Annotated in this window: 21 protein-coding genes; 18 read left to right on the top strand and 3 right to left on the bottom strand. The window is 47.2% G+C overall.

Annotated elements, in window-relative coordinates; translation table 11 throughout:
- Positions 1 to 355 precede the first annotated feature (355 nt).
- From cysT to MHB84_RS05805, 16 genes are all read left to right on the top strand, one after another.
- Positions 356 to 1,171, top strand: a complete 816-nt coding sequence (cysT, locus tag MHB84_RS05880; protein ID WP_063564398.1) for a sulfate ABC transporter permease subunit CysT — start codon at positions 356 to 358, stop codon at positions 1,169 to 1,171.
- Entirely contained in the window at positions 1,168 to 1,965 is a 798-nt protein-coding gene (locus MHB84_RS05875; RefSeq protein WP_064639962.1) for a sulfate ABC transporter permease subunit, read from the top strand. The genes cysT and MHB84_RS05875 overlap by 4 nt, the downstream gene beginning before the upstream one ends.
- Position 1,966: 1 nt before the next feature.
- Positions 1,967 to 3,031 carry a sulfate/molybdate ABC transporter ATP-binding protein gene (locus tag MHB84_RS05870; RefSeq protein ID WP_076291736.1) on the top strand — a complete coding sequence of 355 codons (1,065 nt, stop codon included), beginning with the start codon at positions 1,967 to 1,969 and terminating at the stop codon, positions 3,029 to 3,031.
- A gap of 58 nt (positions 3,032 to 3,089) precedes the next feature.
- Positions 3,090 to 4,154 (top strand): sulfate ABC transporter substrate-binding protein, encoded by a 1,065-nt coding sequence (locus MHB84_RS05865; RefSeq protein WP_076291737.1) that lies wholly within the window; start codon positions 3,090 to 3,092, stop codon positions 4,152 to 4,154.
- Positions 4,155 to 4,377: 223 nt separating this feature from the next.
- Positions 4,378 to 5,985 (top strand): ABC transporter substrate-binding protein, encoded by a 1,608-nt coding sequence (locus MHB84_RS05860; protein WP_076291738.1) that lies wholly within the window; start codon positions 4,378 to 4,380, stop codon positions 5,983 to 5,985.
- A gap of 271 nt (positions 5,986 to 6,256) precedes the next feature.
- Entirely contained in the window at positions 6,257 to 7,207 is a 951-nt protein-coding gene (locus MHB84_RS05855) for an ABC transporter permease (protein WP_062326882.1), read from the top strand.
- 7 nt (positions 7,208 to 7,214) lie between these two features.
- Positions 7,215 to 8,060: an ABC transporter permease gene (locus MHB84_RS05850; protein ID WP_053781729.1), complete on the top strand. Its 846-nt coding sequence runs from the start codon at positions 7,215 to 7,217 to the stop codon at positions 8,058 to 8,060.
- Positions 8,061 to 8,165: 105 nt separating this feature from the next.
- On the top strand, positions 8,166 to 9,191 hold the full coding sequence (locus tag MHB84_RS05845) for an ABC transporter ATP-binding protein (RefSeq protein ID WP_076291739.1): 1,026 nt from the start codon (positions 8,166 to 8,168) through the stop codon (positions 9,189 to 9,191).
- Positions 9,188 to 10,123 (top strand): ABC transporter ATP-binding protein, encoded by a 936-nt coding sequence (locus MHB84_RS05840; RefSeq protein ID WP_063564391.1) that lies wholly within the window; start codon positions 9,188 to 9,190, stop codon positions 10,121 to 10,123. The genes MHB84_RS05845 and MHB84_RS05840 overlap by 4 nt, the downstream gene beginning before the upstream one ends.
- Positions 10,124 to 10,178: 55 nt before the next feature.
- A complete protein-coding gene (locus MHB84_RS05835; protein ID WP_076291740.1) occupies positions 10,179 to 10,625 on the top strand; it encodes a hypothetical protein in 447 nt (148 codons plus the stop codon).
- A gap of 156 nt (positions 10,626 to 10,781) precedes the next feature.
- Entirely contained in the window at positions 10,782 to 11,561 is a 780-nt protein-coding gene (locus MHB84_RS05830; RefSeq protein ID WP_076291741.1) for an MBL fold metallo-hydrolase, read from the top strand.
- Between the two features lie 133 nt (positions 11,562 to 11,694).
- The gene (locus MHB84_RS05825; RefSeq protein WP_076291742.1) at positions 11,695 to 12,561 is read left to right on the top strand and encodes an RNA polymerase sigma factor; all 867 of its coding nucleotides are present in this window, start codon (positions 11,695 to 11,697) and stop codon (positions 12,559 to 12,561) included.
- A gap of 18 nt (positions 12,562 to 12,579) precedes the next feature.
- Positions 12,580 to 13,161 (top strand): ATP-dependent Clp endopeptidase proteolytic subunit ClpP, encoded by a 582-nt coding sequence (clpP, locus tag MHB84_RS05820; RefSeq protein ID WP_062326868.1) that lies wholly within the window; start codon positions 12,580 to 12,582, stop codon positions 13,159 to 13,161.
- Positions 13,162 to 13,379: 218 nt separating this feature from the next.
- Positions 13,380 to 13,760, top strand: coding sequence for a GntR family transcriptional regulator (locus tag MHB84_RS05815; RefSeq protein ID WP_063564387.1), 381 nt, complete (start codon positions 13,380 to 13,382; stop codon positions 13,758 to 13,760).
- Entirely contained in the window at positions 13,760 to 14,626 is an 867-nt protein-coding gene (locus MHB84_RS05810) for an ABC transporter ATP-binding protein (protein ID WP_076291812.1), read from the top strand. Before MHB84_RS05815 ends, MHB84_RS05810 begins: the two co-directional genes overlap by 1 nt.
- Positions 14,619 to 15,245, top strand: coding sequence for an ABC-2 transporter permease (locus MHB84_RS05805; RefSeq protein WP_076291743.1), 627 nt, complete (start codon positions 14,619 to 14,621; stop codon positions 15,243 to 15,245). The genes MHB84_RS05810 and MHB84_RS05805 overlap by 8 nt, the downstream gene beginning before the upstream one ends.
- A 178-nt stretch (positions 15,246 to 15,423) precedes the next feature.
- Here MHB84_RS05805 and MHB84_RS05800 read toward each other — a convergent pair whose 3' ends face one another.
- Entirely contained in the window at positions 15,424 to 16,845 is a 1,422-nt protein-coding gene (locus MHB84_RS05800) for an aminotransferase-like domain-containing protein (RefSeq protein WP_256716927.1), read from the bottom strand.
- Positions 16,846 to 16,965: 120 nt separating this feature from the next.
- Here MHB84_RS05800 and MHB84_RS05795 point away from each other — a divergent pair, with 120 nt between their 5' ends.
- Both MHB84_RS05795 and MHB84_RS05790 read left to right on the top strand, forming a co-directional pair.
- Positions 16,966 to 17,904 carry a DMT family transporter gene (locus MHB84_RS05795; RefSeq protein ID WP_076291745.1) on the top strand — a complete coding sequence of 313 codons (939 nt, stop codon included), beginning with the start codon at positions 16,966 to 16,968 and terminating at the stop codon, positions 17,902 to 17,904.
- 40 nt (positions 17,905 to 17,944) lie between these two features.
- Entirely contained in the window at positions 17,945 to 18,253 is a 309-nt protein-coding gene (locus MHB84_RS05790) for a hypothetical protein (RefSeq protein WP_076291746.1), read from the top strand.
- Positions 18,254 to 18,361: 108 nt separating this feature from the next.
- On the opposite strand, the gene MHB84_RS05785 is transcribed toward MHB84_RS05790, so the two are convergent.
- Both MHB84_RS05785 and MHB84_RS05780 read right to left on the bottom strand, forming a co-directional pair.
- Positions 18,362 to 19,165, bottom strand: a complete 804-nt coding sequence (locus tag MHB84_RS05785; RefSeq protein ID WP_076291747.1) for a Cof-type HAD-IIB family hydrolase — start codon at positions 19,163 to 19,165, stop codon at positions 18,362 to 18,364.
- Between the two features lie 233 nt (positions 19,166 to 19,398).
- A complete protein-coding gene (locus MHB84_RS05780) occupies positions 19,399 to 20,400 on the bottom strand; it encodes a lipoate--protein ligase (protein WP_063564381.1) in 1,002 nt (333 codons plus the stop codon).
- Between the last annotated feature and the right edge of the window lie 157 nt (positions 20,401 to 20,557).

Here is a 20,557-nt window from a genome sequence, read left to right as displayed (position 1 = left end):
AACGGAGAGGGCAGAAATAACCTGAAGAAGCGAAGCGTTCGCCTTTATCGACGGATTTCCCCCTTTAGAAAAGGGAATCAAAGAAATCTGGGGATAACAGCGATCGGAAGGTTGTTCTGACCGCGTAGTGGCGAGTGTGATTTTTATAAAATCCATCTCATAAGTACGCCGATTTTATTCAATAAAAGCATTGACGATTAGCACTGCAAACTGGTAAAGTATCAGATAAGTAAAAACCAAGTAGACTAATGGGAATAATATTAAAGTAATATAATCCAACTTAGGAAAATGATTGTACGAAAGCAGGGAGACTGCCGACCGGACATAGAACCGGAGGCTGGGAGGGAATGCAGCAATGAATACCGTTCTTCGTCACAAGGGATGGACTTGGGGATTCCGCAGTACCGTATTGTTATATTTTATCGTACTCATTGTACTTCCAATCATCGGTGTGTACGTCAATTCCTTCTCTGAAGGATGGAGCAACTTTATCCAAAGCATTATGGATCCAATTGCTTGGAAAGCTGTGCTGTTAACGATCCGGCTGGCTGTTATAGCTACGGTGATTAACGTCATTTTGGGAACCATGATTGCCTGGGTGCTGACACGTTATCGCTTTTTTGGGAGGTCGTTCCTTAACAGTCTGGTAGATCTTCCTTTTGCTCTTCCAACAGCTGTTGGTGGCCTGATGATTATGCTTCTCCTGGGTCCGATCAGTGCCATAGGCAAACTAGCGGAATCTATGGGGTTTGAAATTGTGTTTCACCAGCCTGCGATTGTGATCGCGATGACATTTGTAACGTTTCCTTTTGTCATCCGTGCGGTGCAGCCTTTGCTCGAGGAGATCGATCCCTCGGAGGAAGAGGCATCCTACACGATGGGAGCATCGAAGGCGCGCACATTCAGGCAGGTCATTCTTCCTTCCATGGCTCCGGGCATGATTAGTGGGGGAATGCTCGCATTCTCCAGAGCACTGGCCGAATTCGGGGCTGTTGTGCTGGTGGCAGGCAATATTCCGGGAAGAACATTGACGGCTTCCGTATTTATTTACGGCGAGATCGAAAGTGACAATCCAACCGGTGCCGCGGCCGTGTCCGTACTGCTCTTAACACTCTCCTTCCTGATCCTCTGGCTCATTAATCTGGTGCAGATGCGGGGGAGAAGACGATGAGGCGACTATTAATCGGACTGACGTTTGCGGTGTTCATTGTACTGCTGATCATCCCGCTTGGACGTATTTTTATTGGTGCATTTGAAGACGGGGCAGGAGGATTCCTGGATGGGCTGTTGCGCCCTGAGGCGCTGCATGCCTTGATGATGACAGGACTTGTTGTACTTGTCGTCACGCTGTTAAATACATTGTTTGGCGTTATGATGGCCATCTATCTTGTTCGCGCCGGATGGCTGAGTGACCGGGTGAAAGGGCTGCTGAACAGCATTGTGGATCTGCCCTATGCCGTATCGCCAGTCATTGGTGGATTGATGATTGTACTACTGCTGGGTCCCAACAGCATTATGGGCGCTTTTTTTGAAGGAATCGGATTTAATGTGGTCTATGCCTTCCCGGGTATGGTCATTGCAACGTTGTTTGTCACTTTTCCACTGATGGTTCGAGAGGTGATGCCTGTCTTGCAGGAGCTTGGATCTCAGCAGGAAGAGGCTGCGTCAACGCTTGGTGCATACGGCTGGAGAACGTTCTGGAGTGTTACCTGGCCTTCCATCCGCTGGGCGGTTGTGTACGGTCTTGTGTTGACGGTTGCCCGCTCGCTTGGGGAATTCGGTGCAGTGCTGGTTGTATCGGGTAACATTATGAATAAAACGCAGACGGCAACAACGCTTGTATATCAGGATGTAGAGAATTTTAACGTAGCTGCCGCAAATGGTGTGGCATTGGTACTGGTTACTTTTTCTGTCGGGCTGCTGCTTATGATGGAATGGGCCAAGAAGCGAAAGGAAGTGCATTGAGATGCATGTGGAAGTCCGTGATCTGAACAAACATTTCGGTGATTTTCATGCGGTAAAAGATGTCTCGTTCGATATTGCCAAAGGCCATCTTATCGGTTTGCTGGGACCCAGCGGAGGTGGGAAAACATCCATTCTGCGTATGCTGGCGGGTCTCGAGAATCCGGGTTCCGGAGAGATTCGTTTTCACGGAAAGGTCGTAAATCATCTGCCTCCGCAGGAGCGAGGAATCGGATTTGTATTTCAGAACTATGCTTTGTTCAAACATATGACGGTATTTGATAATATCGCCTTTGGACTCAAGGTCAAAAAGGCTCCCAAAGCCCAGATCCGTGATCGGGTCATGGAGCTGGTTGAATTGACAGGGCTGAAAGGTTTCGAACAGCGTTATCCACATCAATTGTCTGGTGGACAGCGGCAGCGTGTCGCTTTTGCCAGAGCATTGGCCCCTGAGCCGCAGCTGCTGCTGCTGGATGAACCGTTCGCCGCCATTGATGCCAAAATCCGTCAGGAATTGCGTTCATGGTTGAGAGAGTTGATTGAGCGGGTAGGCATCACTTCGATTTTTGTAACCCATGATCAGGATGAAGCGATTGAAGTTGCCGACGAAATCATGATTATCAGCCAAGGGCGCTTAGAGCAGAAGGGTACGCCATGGGATATTTACAAAAATCCAGAGACGCCTTTTGTTGCCACATTTATAGGGGAATCTACCGTTGTGGAAGACGCTTCACAGCTTAAGGGCTTCGAACATGCGGTGGAAGGAGAGCGCACACGTGCACTGATCCGGCCTGAGTATATCGAGATCGGTTTGAAAAACGAGTTTAGCATGCTGTCCGCTACTGAAAAAGGTATCGTCAAACACCTTCATTTCCGTGGAAGTGAATGGATGGTGGAAGTGGAAGTTGAAGGCCATAAACTCATTACGTATCGTTCCTTGGAGAAAACAACGCTGCAAGTCGGCCAACAGATTCGTGTGCTCGTGCATCGGGCATATCTGTTCAATGATACCCATAGCTGGGTTGTTGAGAACCGATTGAAGGAAGATCCAATGCCGGTCATCATCTAATCGAAGATCACTTGGTTCAAAATTAATTTTTTTAGAATTTTGGAGAGAGGTGCTGCCCATGCAGACGATGAAGAAGAAAATCAACCCTTTATACGTTGTCCTCATGCTTCTGCTCGTCTGCATGACCGTTGGATGTAGCAAGCAGGAGGATGCAAGCGGACAGAGCGGAACCTCGACAGACGACCAATCCAATACATTGGTTATCGGTGCTTACAGTGTAGCCAAAGACGCCGTCGGAGAGTTATTGCCTAAGTTCCAGGCGGAATGGCAAGCCAAGACTGGACAGACGGTTCACTTCCAAGAATCCTATGAAGCCTCAGGGACACAAGCCAGAGCCATTGTTGGTGGATTCGAAGCTGATGTTGCGCTTCTGGCAATGGAAAGTGATATCGATAAGCTGGTCAAAGCTGATCTGGTCAGCTCCAACTGGAAACAGGCACCGAATGATGGCATGATCACCCGCTCGATCGTTGTTCTGGGTACAAGAGCAGGCAACCCGCTGGGAATTCGCGATTTTGAAGATTTGACCAAGCCGGGGGTTAAGGTGCTGTATCCTAATCCCAAGACGTCGGGCGGAGCACAGTGGGACATTAATGCCATCTATGGTGCAGGATTGAAGTTATCTGAGAAGGAGCAAGGGAAGAAAGATCCTGCCGTGGCCAAAGCCTTTTTGGAGAAAGTACATGAGAATGTCGAGTCACTGGATAAGAGCGGTCGATCCTCCATGGCGGCTTTCGAATATGGCGTGGGTGACGTTATCGTCACGTATGAAAATGAATTGCTTGCCCGGATTGCCAAGGGTGTAAATTATGACATCGTGGTTCCCAAAAACACAATCCTGATTGAGAATCCGGCAGTTGTCGTAGACAAATATGCGGATAAGCATGGCAATCGTGAATTGGCGGAGGCTTTTGTAGCCTATCTAAGTACGCCGGAAGCACAGCGTATTTTTGCCAAGCACGGTTTCCGTTCGGTAGACCCGGATGTGTTTGCAGAGACGAAGTCCTCGTTCCCAACGCCTGAAGGTCTGTTCGATATTAACTATCTCGGCGGATGGGACAAAGTACGCAGTACACTATATTCCAAACGAGGCGTATGGTACCAGGTGTTGGCCGGGTTGTAAGCCCGTACGAGCATCATCCTGTTATTGAATTTCAGAAGATTAATTGTTATTCAAACCTTCATTTCACGATACAACGTGAGCTGGAGGTTTTTTGCATTGCTAGACAATAATGTTATTTCATTTAAACCCGATAGGTTAAGTTGGAAAAAATCGTTGCAATTTGTCGAATCCTTGCCTATACTATCTAACAGAACGTTAAATTACAGCGAGGGGAAATATCATAATGAAATCGAAAAAAATGTGGCTGTCATTGATGCTGGTTCTGGTTGTAGCAATCATGAGTGCATGCGGAAGCAGCGGTGACGGAACAAGTTCTTCGTCTAATACCGCAGAAAATACAGCGACAACGGATGATGGGCAACCGAAAGACGGCGGAAGCATCATTATTGCTGTTCAGGATGATCCTAAAGTGATGAATCCAATCTATGCGGGTGACCGTGTAACGTTGACGATTGATCAATCTTTATATGCTCCACTGTTCAATGTGAATGATGGCAAAAAAACGTATGTGCTCGCAGATAGCGACAGCTTCTCTGATGATCACCTGACGTATACATTGAAGCTGAAAGACGGTCTGAAATGGCATGACGGACAGCCTCTGACAGCGGATGATATTGTGTTCACAATGGATAGCATCCTTGATGAGAAACAGCACAGTTCTTCCCGTAGTCAGTATGTTTTTGATGGCAAACCGGTTAAAGTAACTAAGGTCGATGACCTGACGGTGGAATTCAAATTGCCGGAAGTATCTGCTGCTTTTGAAGGAGCATTGGTTTCTTTCTCTCCAATCCCTAAACACATTTTCGAAGGCGAAGCCGATATAGAGAAAAGCGACAAAAACAACAACCCGATCGGTTCCGGTCCGTTCAAGTTCAAGGAATACCGTCCGGGCGAATACGTAACACTGGAACGTTTTGATGACTACTTTGCAGGCAAAGCTCATCTGGATAGCGTGACGTATCGTGTAGCGAAAGATCCAAATGCAGCGAACTTGGCTTTGCAAAACGGCGAGATTCAAATGCGTATGGTCGACACACAGGATTACAACAAATTGAACGACACAGGCAAATTCAACATGCTGACTTACCCGGAAGGCCGCTTGCAATACATGGTGTTCAACCTGAACGTGCCTTCGATGCAAAAGAAAGAAGTTCGTCAAGCCATCGCTTATGCTTTGGATAAAAATGAACTGATCACCGCCTCGTATTCCTCAGCTGATTTTGCTGAACCGGCTCCGTCGATTCTGACACCGGACACGCTGTACCAAACGGATGATGTTGAGAAATACGACTACAACGTGGAAAAAGCAAAACAATTGCTGGCTGATGCAGGCGTTAGCAACCTGAAATTGCGTCTTGCTTACACAAATACGAACAAACCACAAACAAGCCAAGCGCTGTACATTCAGCAAAAGCTGAAAGACGTGGGCATTGAAGTGGAATTGCTGCCGATGGATGGAACGGCTTATGGTAACCGTACATTGGACATGAACAATACAGACTTTGAATTGTCCTTTGGTGGATACATCATGGGTTATGAACCAGATGCTTATAAATCTCTCTTCCTGAGCGATGCGGCATATAACTACTCCCATTACAAAAATGCCGATTTCGACAAGCTGTGGAATGAAGCAGCCGTTCAAATTGACGAAACGAAACGTGGCGATTTGTACAAACAAATCCAACAAACTGTAGCAAACGAAATGACGGTATATCCAATCGCCTACACGAAAGCTGTAGTGGCTGTGGATAACACATACGGCGGCGTTGAAGATGCAAATCCAAAACCAGTCGTTATGCTTGAAGATCTGTCCAAAATTTATAAAAAATAATCATATAGAATGAACGTATTGTTTGAACCTTCGAGATTCACAAAGAACGTAGAGAACAGAAATAACCTGAAGAAGCAAAGCGTTCGCCTTTATCCCCAGATTTCCCCTTTTTATAAAGGAATCAAAGAAATCTGGGGGTAACAGCGATCGGAAGGTTGTTCTGTCATCGGAGTGGCCGATGTGAATCCTTGGTTCAATCCACATGCGTTAATTCTATATAACAAGCCAATAACGCCGGCCGCGAGGCCGGCGTTGATTCGGAGGTGCCCATGTGAACAACTATATTGTCCGAAGGATCGCACAAGCGATCCCTCTTCTTTTTGTAATCTCCATCGTATCGTTCACCTTGATCAAGCTGGCGCCGGGCGATCCGGTGCTTTCCTTTGTTACCCCAAATATGGGGGCAGAAGATGTGGAGCGTATTCGGCAAAACCTCGGTCTTGATCAACCGATGTACGTGCAATATGTCGTATGGCTCAAAAATGTACTGTCTGGTGACCTTGGTTATTCATTGGTTAACCATCGCCCGGTTGCCGAAATGATTATTGAACGTTTGCCCGCTACGTTTGGATTGATGGGGGCATCGCTATTATTGTCTTTGTTGATCTCCATTCCGCTGAGCATGATTGCAGGTTCGCGCCAGAACAGTCTGTTTGACCGTGGACTCAGCTTAATCTCGTATATCGGGATATCGATTCCTAGCTTCTGGTTCGGTATGATGCTGATCTATTTCTTTGCAGTAGAGCTGCACTGGTTACCAAGCATGGGTATGCGAACGGTAGGTATGGACTCCGCTTGGGATATAATCAAACACGGCATTTTGCCATGTACCGTATTGACCTTCATGAACGTGTCCGTGTACATGCGGTATATTCGCTCGAATACAATCAGTCAACTGGAAGAGGACTATGTTCAAATCCAGTATGCCTACGGCGCAACCAAAGGAACGGTACTGCTTCGTCATGTGCTCAAAAATGTACTGCTGCCTGTAATCACCATTCTCGGCATGTCTTTGCCGGAGCTGATTGCGGGAGCGTTTATTACGGAGTCCGTTTTCTCGTGGCCGGGAATGGGATCTCTCGGGATTTCGGCCGTTCACGGTTTGGATTATCCGATTATTATGGGCATTACGATGATGTCCTCTGTGCTGCTGGTCGTCGGAAACCTTGTAGCTGATATCTTATATGGCGTGGTAGATCCACGAATCAAGACAACGGGGTGAGACAAAAATGAATTCAATGCGCTGGCGTAATTTACGGACGCAGTTCCGACAGCAGAAACTGGGCCTTGCGGCTGTCATCATATTGGGCATCTTTGTGCTCGCATCCCTGTTTGCGTTTCTGTCTCCACATGATCCTAATGAAATTGTAGTGATGGAGCGGCTTCAACAGCCAAGTGCAGATCACTGGTTTGGTACGGACGATTACGGACGGGATTATTTGGCTCGGGCGTTATACGGAGGACGAGTGTCTCTCGCCGTAGGTTTCCTGTCGATGGCAATCGCCGTTATTATGGGAACACTGGTAGGTACGGTTAGTGGTTATTTTGGCGGATGGGTGGATAATACGTTGATGCGTATTGTTGACGTACTCATGTCGATTCCATCCTTTTTCCTGATGCTGATCCTGAACGCTTATCTGAAGCCGGGGATCGGTACGATTATTGTCATTATCGGGGTGCTGAGCTGGATGAATATTGCCCGGATTGTCAGGGCTGAGGCGATGTCGGTCAAGCAGCGGGAATACGTACTGTATGCGCGTGTATCGGGTCAAAAGCCTGGCCGGATCATCATGAAGCACATTATTCCCAACATTATTCCAACCATTATTGTCGCAGCAACCATTAACATCGCGAGTGCGATTCTGATGGAATCGTCACTAAGCTTCCTCGGACTGGGTGTTAAACAACCGAACTCTTCTTGGGGCAGCATGTTGAATGATGCACAGGGATTTATTAGTGAAGCGCCGTATATGGCGATCTTCCCGGGATTGTTTATTTTGCTGACGGTGCTGTCGTTTAACTTCCTGGGGGATGTGTTCCGCGTAGCCTTCGAGCCCAAAGCGAACAAGCGATAAATAATTGAAGTTGAGTTGATCACGTAGTGTTCCAGTGTGAAATTAATCCTTTTAACTTATATAGTCGACAACCCATATCATGTAAACAACGGGGTGAATACAACAATGACAGATTTATTATCGGTCAAACAACTGAAAACGTCCTTTGCAACCCGTGAAGGTGAGGTACAGTCCGTCCGGGGTGTGAGTTTTACGTTAAAAGAAGGCGAAGTGGTTGGGCTGGTCGGCGAGTCCGGCAGTGGCAAAAGTGTAACTGCCCGTTCGCTGATTCGGCTGATCCAGTCGCCGGGCCGGATTACGGATGGTCAGATTCTGTTCCGTGGAGAGGATCTGCTGACCAAGTCGGACAATGAACTGCGCAAAATCCGGGGCAACCGCATCTCGATGATTTTCCAGGACCCGATGACATCACTTAATCCAGTCGTTCGTGTAGGTAAACAGATGACAGAGGTCATTCGTCGTCACCGGAAAATGGACAAGTCGGCTGCACACAAGGAAGCGATTGAGTTGCTGCGACAAGTGGGCATTCCTTCCCCGGAAGAACGGATTGACCAATACCCACATGAGTTCAGCGGAGGCATGAGACAGCGGGTAATGATCGCCATGGCTCTGTCCTGCAAGCCGGAGTTATTGATCGCGGATGAACCGACGACAGCGCTGGATGTGACCATTCAGGCACAGATTTTGCAGCTGATGCAGGAGCTGAAAGAGTCCACGCAGACGTCCATTCTAATGATTACGCATGACCTTGGTGTCGTTGCTCAGGTCTGTACCCGAGTGATTGTGATGTACGGTGGACTCATTATGGAAGAGGGTCCAGTGGAGCGTATTTTCGCTCATCCGCAGCATCCGTATACTCAAGGATTGCTGCGCTCCATTCCGAAGCACGGCGAGGAGGGTGGACGCCAGCGGCTGGCAACCATTGAAGGTACACCGCCCAATCTGCTTCATCCACCAACTGGATGTCCGTTTATGGAACGTTGCCCACACGCCATGGAAGTATGCAAACAGATGCCTGCGTATACCGAGACTGCACCTGGTCATCGAGCGCTATGCTGGTTGCTGGACGATGAGGGTCGGGAACAACAACAAGTACAAACAGGAGCATCGTCAGAGGAGGTGGAGAAATGAGTACAGGAATCGATCAGCGTGAAGTGCTGCTGGACGTGCGTGGCCTGAAAAAACATTTTCCGGTACGTGGTGCTGGCAAAGGCAAAGACGTCGTGAAAGCCGTGGATAACGTCAGTTTTCATATTCACAAGGGAGAAACGTTCGGACTGGTCGGTGAATCCGGCTGTGGCAAATCAACGACTGGACGCAGCATCGTAAGACTCTACGACGTGACGGACGGAAGCATTATGTTTGGCGGACAGGACGTTGCGAAGATGAATGAACGCCAGTTGAAGCCTTTTCGCAAACGGATGCAGACGATTTTTCAGGACCCCTATTCTTCACTAAATCCGGGTATGAATGTCCTGCAGATTATTAGTGAACCCATGGAAATTCATAATTATGCTTCCAAGGCAGAGATGAAGGGGCGGGCGCTTGACCTGATGAACCGTGTAGGACTGAAGCCAGAGCACGCGGAGCGTTATCCACATGAATTCAGTGGAGGCCAGCGTCAGCGGATTAGCATTGCACGTGCATTGTCGGTGAACCCGGAGTTCATTTTGTGTGATGAGCCGTTGTCCGCTCTGGATGTGTCCGTACAGGCACAGGTGGTCAATATGCTTGAAGATTTGCAGGCAGAGCTGGGACTGACCTATTTGTTCATTGCCCATGATCTGTCGATGGTACGTCACATCTCGAACCGAATCGGTGTGATGTATCGCGGTAAGCTGGTAGAAGTAGCACCAACAGAAGAACTGTACCGTAATCCGGTACATCCGTACACCCAGGCATTGCTGGCGGCAATTCCTGTACCTGATCCAACGGTGCGGAACGTGATGCCGCCGATCTACAGTGGGGATACCGACCCATCCGCTCGAGGACGGGATGAAGAACCGGAGTGGATGGAAGTTTCACCAGGACACTTTGTATCCGGCTATCGAGACAGGATATAATGGATTAGGAATATCATGGAATAACGATATATAGTGACAGGAAGGTGTGAGTTGGATGAGTGTTGAGTTTAAGTTGTCCCAAAATACAGCTATTCGGTTGGAACAGGCTCGTAGCAAAGGCATGTCGGATGCAGCTTTGTTGGAAGCGATACAAGCCAAAGATGTGGCTGCTTTTGATGCCGTGTCTGAGGAGCACTACAGATATGATGATCTTTTCTCCTATGCGGACGAACATGGCGAGAATCTGGAAGGTGCGGTTAAAGACGGCTACCGGATTACCTTTAACACTCGTGGTGGTCTGGGCATCTACTTGCAAAAGTCCTTCGGATTACAGCCGGAGAAAGACTTTACTGTGGGTGAAGGCATCGTAACCGGGTTGAAATTAAAACAAGAGCAGGCAGATGTGCTATCAAAACGCCTTGCATCAAACTGGGTAATTACCGAATCCAAAGATGTACCTGAGGGCCAAGAGCTGACGTTGAAGCTGCGGGCTTTGGTTTAATGAAACAACAGACTGTCCCGTTTGCAGTGAATAACTGCGGCGGGATGGTCTTTTTTTGCAAAAATAGAGGTGGAAGATTACAATTTACATATCATTAATCGGATGGAACATAAATTTGGGATGTATTGCTTCAGGGGTAGAGAGGGGACTTTCATAATGAATCAGCTAACATTTCTGGGAACCGGGGATGCGATGGGTGTTCCGCGGGTGTATTGTGATTGTGACGTCTGCACAGAAGCCCGGCTTACGGGGATCAACCGCCGCAAACGTGCTACTGTTTTGGTTCATAGTGATGGCGAGCACGAACCTTTCATGATTGACTGTGGACCGGACTGGAGATCACAGATGGAAGACCAGGGGATGCGGATGGTGCAGACATTGCTGATCACACATGCGCATTTTGATCATATTGGAGGCTTGCCTGAATGGGCAGATGCGTGTCGCTGGTTGGGAGTAAAAGGGCAGTTGTATGCACCGCGGGAGGTGATCGCGACCATCCAAAGTCAATTTCCATGGCTCGGTCGTCATATGAATTTCCTGGAAACGGATGCGGATATCGAGCTCGGTGGATGGAAGGTGCACTCCTGGAAAGTTTGCCACGGTCATAATGGCTATTCGTATGCGTATCGATTGGAACGTGAAGGATATACCTGGGCGTATTGCTCGGATGCCATTGATCTGAAGGATTTGGAGAAGCAGCCGTTGTATGGGCTCGATCTGCTGGTACTTGGAACGAGCTTTGTTCATGAACTTGCAGAATTCTCCTCTCGCTCGGTGTACGATATGGTTGAGGCGCAGGAGCTGTTGCAGGATTTGAAGCCGGGTCAGACCTATTTTACACATATGTCTCACGACGTGGATATACGCCATAATTATGATCTGGATCAGGGAATTACGCTGGCACTTACTGGTCTGAAGGTGGAGCTGGGAGAATAGGACAACAATGTTAAAAATAAATTTAGAAGAGCGTATCCTTTGCCGGAGGTTCTTCGTTTACATAGTGTAAGGCAATTACAGCAAGGGAATTGAAGCAAGTTCAATCAGGAACCAACAAAGGGGGGCCCCAAACATGGCCTTTGTGAAGTCCGTGGATTGCAGAATCAACAGACAACATGATGATAAACAGGTTGAACCATATAGCCATTCCGGTGTCCAAACTGGATATTCTTTAGAGCAAACGATTGAAGCTGCACTTCCGAACCTGCTGGGTTCGTTGTACGCCTACTGTATGTCATTAACTGGTTCAGTCTGGGAGACGGAGGATCTGGTTCAGGATACATGTGTTAAAGCATTATCCTTTTCAGCTACCCGAAGAACGGGAATGACAGAGGACATGAACTGGGAAGCCTATCTCATCCGTGTTGCACGCAACACCTGGATTGACGCCATACGGAAGCGTGAGAACTTGGCAAGCAAATTGGAAAGCATGAAGCCATTTATGCAAGAATTTGAGGAAGAAGAGCGATTCGAGGAAGTCGAGTCCGCTGTTCAAATCCTTGTGGATGAACTGCCACCGTGGCAGCGAGCGATATATATGTTACGTGATCTGATGGGATACACGACGGTAGAGACTGCTGAACTGTTGGATACGACGGAAGGGGCGGTCAAAGCTGCCCTGAGTCGTGCCCGCTCTGCTCTGGCGAAAGTGAGGCACAGCCTGAACGAAACGGATGCTGATCAGACCAATCAATTGGAAGAGTATCAGCAAAATCGGGAGGAACTGCGCAGCTATTTACTGGCGTTCCGCAGCGGTGATACAGCCCGTTTAATTGATTTATGCCTGAATCAGACCGATGATCCGATGGCTGTGGCGGGAACGATTTTGCAGCAGACTCTGCCGTCTCAATCGATGCAGCCAGTGATGTACAGTTATTCAAGCTCCGGTACGAATTCAATGTTGTATGGGGGAGGATATACGGTCAGCATGGTTGCATAAACCGGGGAGGCAAAATGCATGAACGTGGTACCTTATGTTGTTGAACAGACAGCCCGCGGAGAGCGGAGCTATGATATTTATTCCCGTTTGCTGAAAGATCGGATCATTATGGTATCCGGGGAAATTGAGGATCAGATGGCGAATGCCATCGTAGCCCAATTGTTGTTTCTGACCGCAGAGGACCCGGAGAAGGATATTCAGATGTATATCAACAGTCCTGGTGGTTCCGTGACTGCCGGATTCTCCATCTATGACACGATGCAATTCGTGAAACCTGACATTTCTACGATTTGCACAGGCATGGCGGCTAGCTTTGGTACGATCCTGCTGGTTGGTGGGACAAAAGGGAAACGGCTGGCGTTGCCGAATAGCGAAATTATGATTCACCAGCCGCTTGGCGGAACACGGGGGCAGGCCTCGGATATGTTGATTCATGCCAACCGGATTATCCAGCACCGTCAGCGCCTCAATAAGCTGCTTGCCGATCATACGGGACAGCCGATGGAGCGGATTGAAAAGGATACCGACAGAGATTATTTCCTGACCGCTGCGGAAGCCGTCGAGTATGGTCTTGTGGATAAGGTGATATCCAGTACGTAAGAAAAAAGGTACCATACGTGCCAAGAAACACGACTAAAAAAAGCAAGAAAAATGAACAACAAAGTAGCCCGGGAGGTCATTCGACTTTTCGGGCTACTTTGCTGTCTTGTCTGTATTGGGAAAAAATTGAATGATTATTGACTCAGCCCATGTATAGTGTGTATATTATATATATACACTATACATGGGTTGGATTGAAACCAGTGAGGTGAGAGAACATGAACATACTAATATCAAACGCATCAAGCGATCCCATCTACATGCAGATTCTGACCCAGATTAGACAGAGCATTTTAAGCGGGGAACTGGTTGCAGGGGAGAGTCTCCCCTCCATCCGTCAACTTGCGAAGGATCTGCAGGTCAGTGTAATTACTACCAAACGTGTCTATGAAGAACTGGAGAAAGAGAAACTGATTGATTCTGTCGTAGGCAAAGGCTCCTTTGTTTCCGGGGCCAATCAGGAGTTTATTCGGGAACAGCGGCTGAAACGAATCGAAGATAAAATGCTCGATATCCTTCGTGAGAGCAAGGAACTGGGCATGAGTGTTCAAGATGTAGTTAAGCATTTTACGTTGCTAGTTGAGGAGGAAGAAGCATGATGAACGCAATTGAGTTGCGCAACCTATCCAAAACGTACCCCTTATTCAAGCTGGATCAGATCACTTTGGATGTAAAACAAGGTTATATTACCGGACTTATCGGCCCGAATGGGGCGGGGAAAAGCACACTGATCAACCTGATCACCGGCTTGATTCGTCCGGACTCCGGGAGTATCAAAACATTGGGAAAAGAGATGCCTGCTCAGGAAGTTAACGTTAAAGAACGCATTGGCATTGTTTCAGATGAATGTTTCTATTATGAGCATCTTACGATCCGTGAAATGAAAAACATGATTGCTCCTTTTTATAAGAAATGGGATGAGAAGCAATTTAACAACTACCTGGAGCAATTCGAATTATCTCCCAAAAAGAAGATTGAAGAACTGTCCAAAGGCATGAAAATAAAATTTTCACTGGCTGTTGCTTTATCTCACGAGGCTGAGCTACTTATCATGGATGAGCCGACATCTGGGCTTGATCCTGTGTTTCGGAGAGAACTGCTTGACCTGCTTGCAGATGTAATACAGGACGAAACAAGATCCATTATTTTTTCCACTCATATTACGACTGATTTGGAGCGTATAGCAGACTATATTGCATTTATCCATAAAGGAAAGCTTGTCTTTAATGAAGCAAAGGATGATGTGCTTGAGAGATATACGATAGTAAAGGGGGACATGAAGCTGCTTGATGCAGACACCCGAAGGAAATTTGTGGGAATCCGTGAGACAGCGGTTGGTTTTGAAGGCTTGGCAGAAAACAAGGCGGAGGCAGAACGATTATTTGGCAATTATGCTCTTTTACATAGACCCTCCCTCGAAGACCTTATCTATTTTACGGCCAAGGGGGAAAAGCATCATGCTTAACTTGCTTCGCAAAGATTATATCGCTTTAAAAAGCTCGCTATGGTCCATCCTTTTTTATTTTGTTGTATTCAGTGTCGCATTTATCCCGACAGTGGAAATGTCGATGTATTTTGTAGGAATCTATACCGCTTTCGGTTCGATTATGCTTGCAACCATGATTGATATCAAAAACCATAATCATAAATTTCTTGTCACGCTCCCGCTTAGCCGCAGAAACATTGTGCAAGCGAAGTATCTGTCTGCCATTCTCTATACGCTTTTTGGAGTTTTCGCTTCGTCAGGCGCTCACTGGCTTGTTAACTTTCTTTTTCCTGAACTGAACAAGCCCGACTTATCGGTGCTGGACATCCTGATTTCGGTTGGAATGGTTCTGGTTTTAATTTCAATCTATATGCCTCTTTTTTACGCCCTTAGTAAAAAGGGAGCGGGAATAATTAATACGGTTTTCATGATCGTTCTTATTATTTTAGCGCAACCTGTTGCCTCGCTCATGAATATGGCAGGCGAGAACGGAATGGCTCGTGCTTCGGTTTATGTTTTTGTTTCAGTTTGCATTCTTCTGTTGTTCATTGCCTCCTATTTTGTAACGGTCCGTCTGTTTGCAAGGAAGGATCTATAGGATGAATGGAGAGGGATTTCAATAAAAAACAATGATCTAACTAACTTTATCAGTCGAGAACAGAAGCAGCCCAAAAAGTCGCCATATGGCGACTTTTTATGTTACAGAAGATTTATAATTTGCGACCTGCTAGACAAGCTATCGTTAATCTGCAAATGCAGATTTTGCAAAAGTATCATTACGTATTTTCAGCCAATGCAATGAGTCTGCTCATGCCTTCCCGGATTTGCTGCTCGTGAGCATAGGAGAAGGAGAGACGCAGTTTGCGACTGGCGTTCGCATCCGATGGATCGAATACCGTTCCCGGCACAAAAGCGACGGAATGTTCCATGCATCGGTGAAGCAAGTGCCCCGTATCTATACCTTCCGGAAGCTCCGCCCAGATGTTGAGTCCACCCTCAGGACGAGTCCACGTCCAATTGGTTTGTTGAAGGCACTGTTCCATTACTTCCATCCGCAGTTGAATGGCGGTACGCAGCTTGGACAAGTGCTGGTGCATGCGTGGCGACTGGAAATAACGAAGGAACAGCTTCTGATTCAGCAGAGGTGATCCGTTATCTGTCAGTGCTTTTACGGCCTGTAATCCTGGCATGAATCGGGGGCGGCACATAATGGCGGCAATCCGCAGACCCGGCACGACATATTTGCTATAGCTGCGAATATAGAGTGTATGCCCTGTAGTATCGTATGTGAAGATTGGCGCAGGAGGTTTTTCCTTGAAATAGATATCATAGGTGCTGTCGTCTTCCACCAGAAAACATCCGTACTGTTCCGCCAATTCAGGCAGTTGTTTGCGCTGCTCAGTCGGAATATTAATGCCCGTAGGGTTTTGGAAGGTCGGCGTCATATAAAATACTCTTGGCTTTTCCTGCTTCATCAGGCGTTCAATCTGTTCTAAATCGTAGCCATCAGGATGAATATCCGTAAAAATTAACTTGGCACCCTGTTTGCGAAAAATTTCCATCGCAGGGCCGTACGTTGGCCTCTCCATGAGCACACGGTCACCGGGTCTGACGAGACTTCGGGAGATTACATCAATGGCCTGCTGTGCACCTGAAGTAATCAGCATTTCATCTGCCGAGATGTAGAAACGTTCCCTTGTCGTCAGATGGCTTGCCAAGGCACTACGTAGCTCCAGATCTCCCTGAATCGTGGAGTATGTGCCAAGCAAACGAGGGTATAGATCCAGTAAATCCCGCATCAATTCTCCCCAATATCGGTTGGGTAGCAGGGCGGGGTCGATCAATGACTTGGAAAATTGGTACTCCGCCTCAAGGGATTGCACGCGGGCAAGTGAATCCCAATGCAGCCAGGCAGACACGGCCGGGTCATCGGCCTGATCGGTCACGGGGGCAGGGTCAGCGGGACTGACATAATAACCGGACTTATCCTTGACGTAAACGTTCCCGCGTTCCTTTAATTCCTGATAGGCCTTAAAAACGGTGAGACGATGTACACCGAGCAGCTCGGACAGGCTCCGCACGGACGGCAGTTTCTCATGCTCTTTCCACTCTCCGGCCTCGATCCGTACAACCAGATAATGTACCACTTGCTCATATAGTTTCAGGCTGTTATCTGTCATCAACATGGCTTTGCCCACCCGGCTCACGCTCCTTTTGAACTCCATTGTAACAGCAAACGGGAACTAACTGTTCTGTTTTATTCATTCTGTTCTGTAGACAGTGCTATATGATGGAGAACAGATGAAGGAGGGGCTAGCATGGTTGCAGTAGCATTTACCGTAATGTGTCTTATTTTTGGAACAACGTTTCTAGCGATTAAAATTGGCGTGGAGGCAGGCATGCCACCTTTTCTGTCGGCCGGACTGCGCTTTATCATTGCAGGTGCTCTAATGTTTGCATGGATGTGGATGAAAGGGAAAGTGAACCTGTCTTTACTATGGCGGAAAGAGATGCTCTTGACGGGGGCGGGACTGACATTTGGTACGTTTGCGACCTTGTATTGGGCTGAACAATATGTGAGCTCCGGTGTTGGTGCGATTCTGTCAGCAACAGGTCCACTGATGATTATGGTGATGCAGACAGCGCTGTTGCGTCAAAAAACGTCTGCACGCATGATTGCGGGCTGCCTGATTGGTTTTGCCGGAGTTATCCTCGTTGTATTGCCTGGTGTATCCATTGGTGGTAATTCCCTATGGTTATGGGGCTGTATTGCCGTATTGGTGGGTGAAGTCTGTTATTCGGCAGGTGCGTTGTACTCCAAAAAGGTCATTAACCAGTTTAAGGAGGCTAGTCCTGTAGCAATCAATGCGGTTCAAATGATGTACGGAGGTTTGCTGTTATCTGCGCTTTCGGCGGTGACCGAATCGTGGAACACAACTGGACTGGATTGGATGCCAGCGGTATCATCTCTGATCTATCTGACGGTAATCGGTTCGATGGTCGGGCACAGCTTGTTCTACTGGATCATGTCTCGTACCAACCCGTTATTCCCAGCGACCTGGTTATACATTTCTCCTCCGATTGCGGTCGGGCTTGGGGCGGTTCTCTACAATGAACATGTAAGCTGGATTACATGGTTAGGCGTTGCGCTGATCGTTTCAGGTTTGCTGGCGATGAATGAGAAAGTGATGGGGTGGCTTAAAAAGGGAAAACGTACAACTTCATTGGGTCAGACTTCCAAATCCATGGTAAAATAGGGAAAATATATTTTACGCAGGAATGAGGCGAGTCATCCATTTGAATAGACAGGGGATCGGTGCTGTTTTATTGTTTGCGGGAATCGTGCTCTATGGCATGATTCATATTGGGACCATAATGCATTTACCTGACGTAACGATCTGGTCCAATCAGTGGGGGCGTTATTTGCAATCTGCTTTTGAAACGGGTGGCATCATTGGACTTATTTTGGCCATTCTTTTATTCATTATAGGAGTTACGTTCCTGCTCCCTAGGCCATTAGCCGATTTATCCAAAGGGAGATTAATGAAGGAGATCAGTGAGCGGAATCGTGAATTTGACGAGAAGTATGGTAATCAGAATAATTAACAGTTTTATTACAGAAACAGCCCTGCACAAGCGATTCATCACCGTGCAGGGCTGTTTCATTGTATCTTGAAATAACATGTTTTATATAGATTTGACTTCTTAAAAAGCTTACTCTGCGTTCAGCACAAACTTCTCAATCACTTGCTTCACGCCGTCTTCGTTATTGCTCGCGGTAATGTAATCTGCCAGCTCTTTCAGAGCAGGGATGGCATTCCCCATCGCTACTCCAAGACCAGCAACTTCCAGCATCTCATGGTCATTCCAGGAATCCCCGATGGCAATGCACTCGCTCAATTGGTGACCGAAGTGATCTGCCAGGAAGGTGAGTGCATGGCCTTTCGTTCCTTCGCGGTGCATAATTTCAAGGAAGTATGGCTTGGACTTGGTGATGTGTACTTCTGATCCGAGCAGTTCGCGCAGGGCAACCGCAACCTCATCGAGGTAATCCGGCTCATCGATGATGAGCAGTTTCGGTGTTTTTTGCTCGATCACTTTGATGAAATCTGGTTCAATGTGGTACTGAGTACCATTCAGTTTGGCGTAGTCACGCAGCTTGTCGTTTTCTTCACGGGCATACAGCTTGTCGTCAATGTACGTTTGCAGGTGCAGATTATGCTCCAGGCAGTAGTCGTATAATTTGCGGGAAGCGTCCTGTGGAACGTAGCGCTCGTAGAGTACTTTTTCGTCCAGCAAGTTTTTCACCAAAGCGCCTTGATACGTAATGATTGGCACGTTCAGCTTCGTTTGGCGAGCGAGTGCTTGTGCAGAAGCATAAGCACGTCCAGTTGCCAGTGTTACAACGACACCATGAGCTACCGCCTGTTCCAGGGCAGTCTGTGTTGCAGGCGTTACTTCCTTGTTATCGTTAATCAGAGTATCATCAATGTCAATTGCGATTAATTTGTAGGTCATCTGTGTTTCTCTCCTTTTTTATCTGTATCTATTTAATTGAACTAAATAAACTCACACAAGCACTACGATGACAGAATAACCTTCCAATCACTGTTATCCCCAGATTTTTTGATCCCTCTTATAAGGGGGAAATCCGGTGATAAAGGTGAACGCTTCGCTTTTACAGGTTTTTTCTGTCCTCTCCGTTTCAGTGATCATAGTTAGTTCAAAACATCTATATACATCTAAATTACTTACTCCTCAAGGAAAATGAGGCCAATAAAGTCCTCCAGCTCCAGGTTACCGAAGTAATGTTTTACATCCAGACCCTCAAGTGCAGTACGCACCTCAGATTCCTCGTAACGCTTGCCACGCAGCATATCTTCGATATCTGCTACATCGCCTACGCCGAAGAAATCACCAAAGATTTTGATATCTTCAATCCGTCCATCTTTGATATTCATGCGCAAATCGATGATGCCGACAGGGAATTTACGGGTATGCTTCACATTGCTTTCTGGAGAAAGCCCGTAGTTCCAGTCCCAATTGTTATAACGCTCAGCAGAGATTTCGTTGATCTTGTCCCAGTCTTTCTCTGTGAGTTCATATTGAGGAACATCTTGTGGCTCCATACGGAAAATGTGGCGCAACAGCTCGTCCCGGAATTGTTCTATGGTCAGATTGCTGTCGATAAGATCACGAATATTCGCAACACGACTGCGTACGGATTTGGTGCTCTTGGACTTGAACTTCTCCGGATTAACGTTGAGTGAAGCCTGTACGTGGTCGAGGTTCAGGTTGAACATCAATGTGCCGTGACTGAACATACGGCCACGCGTAGAGAATTGGGCGTTGCCCGAAATTTTCTTCTCTCCGACTTGCAGATCGTTACGTCCCGTCAGTTCGGCATTAACTCCGAGCTCTTGCAGGGCTTCCACCACAGGCTGCGTGAATTTGCGGAAGTTATGGAAGGATTGTCCGTCATCTTTGGTAATAAAGCTGAAATTGAGGTTGCCCAGATCGTGATAAACGGCTCCGCCTCCCGAAAGACGACGTACGACTTGAACACCGTTATCCTGAACATACTCAATGTTGATCTCTTCAATGGTATTCTGGTGTTTTCCGATAATAATGGACGGGCGGTTGATGTAAAACAGCAAATAACTGTCATCCATCGGCAGATGCTTCAGAATGTATTCCTCGATGGCGAGGTTTACAGAAGGATCTGTAATGCCCTGGTTATCAACAAACAGCATGGTCATTCCTCCATTAATGTATGTGAGGGATGTATATCCCTTATGTAGTGATGCTTTACGGAATCGAAATTCCTTCTCTATTGTAAACGAATTGTCGAAAGGACACAAAGAAATTGAAGCCGCAAAGGGCTCGAATAGTCAAATCAGGATTGACCCC

The sequence above is a fragment of the Paenibacillus sp. FSL F4-0087 genome (genome assembly GCF_038020215.1).
Classification (GTDB): domain Bacteria; phylum Bacillota; class Bacilli; order Paenibacillales; family Paenibacillaceae; genus Paenibacillus; species Paenibacillus taichungensis.
The sequence above is the reverse complement of the archived record's forward strand: the minus strand, read 5'-3'. Positions and strand labels throughout refer to the sequence as shown.